Raw genomic sequence first — 2745 nt, 5'->3', positions numbered from 1 at the left:
AACCGTGCCACAGTCGAGGTGCGCTGCGATGGCGGCTGAGGTCGTCGGCTGGGACGTGGGCGGCGCCCATCTGAAAGCGGCGCGGCTGGCGCCGGACGGGAGGCTCACGCACGTCACGCAAGCGGCCTGCCCCCTATGGCTGGGCCTGGAGCGGCTGACTCCGGCGCACCGACTCTGCGCCAAGGCGCTGGACAGCGGCGGCAACGCGCTCCACGTGGTAACCATGAGCGGCGAACTGGCCGACTGCTTTCGCAGCCGCGCCGAGGGAGTAGCCGCGATCGTCGCGGAAATGCGGCAGCTGCTGGGACGCCCTTTCCTGGCGTATGCCGGCACGGCAGGGATTATGGATGCCTCGGAGGCCGCGGGACGCCCGGAGCGAGTCGCCTCGATGAACTGGCATGCGACCGCCAGCTGGACGGCGCAACGGGCCGGCGACGGGCTGCTGCTGGACATCGGCAGCACTACTACCGATCTGGCGCCGTTTCGGGGCAAGCGAGTGCAGGCGACGGCACGCACCGATGCGGAGCGCATGAGGGCGGGCGAACTGCTCTACACTGGCGTTACCCGCACGCCGGTCATGGCCATCGCCGACCGCTTCCGCATCGGCGGGACGGAGCATTCGGTGATGGCGGAATATTTCGCCGTCACGGCGGACGTGTACCGGCTACTGGGCGAACTGCCGGAACGAGCCGACCAACACCCGGCATGCGACCAGGGCGAAAAGACGCCGCAGGGCAGCGCGCGGCGCCTGGCGCGGATGTTCGGCCGCGATTACGAGGAGCCCGAGCTCGAATACTGGCGCGCCGCCGCCCGGGCCATTGCAACCGTGCAGCAACGCAGGATCGCGGCAGGCGTCCGGCGCCTGTTGGCGGCGGCATCCTGCGCCGCCCCGGCTGCTATCGTCGGCGCCGGCAGCGGCTGTTTCCTGGCGCGGCGGGTGGCCGGGCGGGCGGCGCGGCGCCATGCCTGCCGCTTCCTCCGCTTCAGCGAATTGCTGGGCCCGGCGCCCCAAGCCCTGCGGGAACGAGCCGACGACTGCGCGGCCGCCGTCAGCGTGGCCTGCCTCGCGCAGCGACTGGCGGGAGCGAGGCGTTGAAGCCGGCCGCCGCGGCAGGCGCGATGTGGCGCCGATCCCTGCCCTATACGGAAGACACCGCAACACTGTTCGAGCGACTGCTGGGCCGGCCGGGCGCGGTCTTCCTCGACAGCGGGGCGGCACGCGGCGGCCAGGGGCGCTACGACATCCTTGCCGCCGACCCCGGCAGCCTGATCCGCAGCCGCGACGGGCACACTACCGTGGAATCGGCGGACGGCGGGCGCCGCGACCATTCCGGCGACCCGTTCGAGGTCGTGCGCGCCCACATCTGGGACCGCGAGTACCTGGATTGCGCGCCCCGCGATTGCGCCCCCTGCCCGTTCCAGACCGGCGCCATCGGCTACTTCGGCTACGACCTGGGCCGGCGCATCGAGAGGCTGCCGCAGATCGCAGCCGACCGCGAACGGGTGCCGGAGATCCTGCTCGGCATCTACGACTGGGCGGCGATCGCGGATCACCGGCGGCGGGAGCTCTCCCTGGTAGGACGCCCCGGCGAACGCTTCGGCCAGGACGACTTCGAGGCCGTCCTGCGGCTGCTGTCGGCACCCGCCCCGGCCGCGCCGGCACACCCGCCGCCGGCGGCCTGCCGCATCCGCTCGCCGCCGGTGGCGAATATGGACCGGCGCGGCTATATCGAGCGCTTCCAGACGATCCAGGGCTATATCCGCTCCGGCGACTGCTACCAGGTGAACTTGGCGCAGAAGTTCACGGTGGAGATCGAATGCGACCCGTGGCAGCTGTACCGGCGCCTGCGCCAACTCAACCCGGCCCCCTTCTCCGCCTACCTGGATTTCGGAGACCTGCAGGTGCTCAGCATTTCGCCGGAGAACTTTTTGCGGTTGCGCGGCAGTCATGTCCAGACCCTGCCGGTCAAAGGCACCCGGCCGCGGCGCCGGACGCCAGAACAGGACCGCCGGGAAATCGAGGCGCTGCGACACAGCGACAAAGATCGCGCCGAGAATCTGATGATCGTGGACCTGTTGCGCAACGACATCGGCAAGAATTGCAGCCCCGGCTCGATCCGCGTCAGCCGGCTATTCGACATCGAGAGCTTCGCCAACGTCCACCACATGGTCAGCGCGATAGAGGGCGAACTGGCCGCCGACAGGGACGCGCTGCACCTGTTGCAGGGCTGCTTCCCCGGCGGCTCGATCACCGGCGCGCCGAAGCTGCGCTCCATGGAGATCATCGAGGAGCTGGAGCCGGACCGGCGCGGCGTCTATTGCGGCGCCATCGGCTACCTGAGCCGCCACGGCGACATGGACCTGAGCGTCGCCATCCGCACCGCCTGTCACCTGCCGGGACGGGTCGTATTCCACGGCGGCGGCGGCATCGTCGCCGACTCCGTGGCCGAGGCCGAGTACCAGGAAACGCTGGACAAGGTTTCCTCGATGATGCGCCTGTTCGGCGCGCCCGGCGGGTGAAATGGGTACTGAAAGTCGGCGGCAGCCTCTATGCCCGCCCCGAACTCGCGCGCGCGCTGGCGCACGCGGCGCAAATCGGCGGCGGCGCCGACAGCGGCGTGATCGTCCCCGGCGGCGGCCCCTTCGCCGACCAGGTGCGCCGGGCGCAGGGTCGCTGGCGATTCGCCGACGACGCGGCGCACCGCATGGCGCTGCTCGGCATGCGTCAATACGGCCACATGCTCT

3 protein-coding genes are annotated in these 2745 nt (G+C 70.7%); all 3 read left to right on the top strand.

The window, feature by feature from the left end; genetic code table 11:
• The first annotated feature begins 28 nt into the window (after window positions 1-28).
• Window positions 29-1096, top strand: coding sequence for a hypothetical protein (locus tag OXU43_06690; GenBank protein ID MDD9824840.1), 1068 nt, complete (start codon window positions 29-31; stop codon window positions 1094-1096).
• Window positions 1097-1119: 23 nt separating this feature from the next.
• Window positions 1120-2520: an aminodeoxychorismate synthase component I gene (pabB, locus tag OXU43_06685; protein MDD9824839.1), complete on the top strand. Its 1401-nt coding sequence runs from the start codon at window positions 1120-1122 to the stop codon at window positions 2518-2520.
• Window positions 2517-2745 (top strand): hypothetical protein (locus tag OXU43_06680; GenBank protein MDD9824838.1); only part of this gene is annotated, 229 nt, incomplete at its 3' end. The genes pabB and OXU43_06680, both read left to right, overlap by 4 nt.

The organism is Gammaproteobacteria bacterium, from assembly GCA_028817255.1.
Classification (GTDB): Bacteria; Pseudomonadota; Gammaproteobacteria; order Porifericomitales; family Porifericomitaceae; genus Porifericomes; species Porifericomes azotivorans.
Note: the sequence above shows the minus strand (reverse complement) of the source record. Positions and strands in the feature narration are given on the sequence as shown.

Coding starts and splice junctions, on each gene's coding strand:
- OXU43_06690 (MDD9824840.1), top strand. CDS start 29: ATGGCGGCTGAGGTCGTCGGCTGGGACGTGGGCGGCGCCCATCTGAAA.
- pabB (MDD9824839.1), top strand. CDS start 1,120: ATGTGGCGCCGATCCCTGCCCTATACGGAAGACACCGCAACACTGTTC.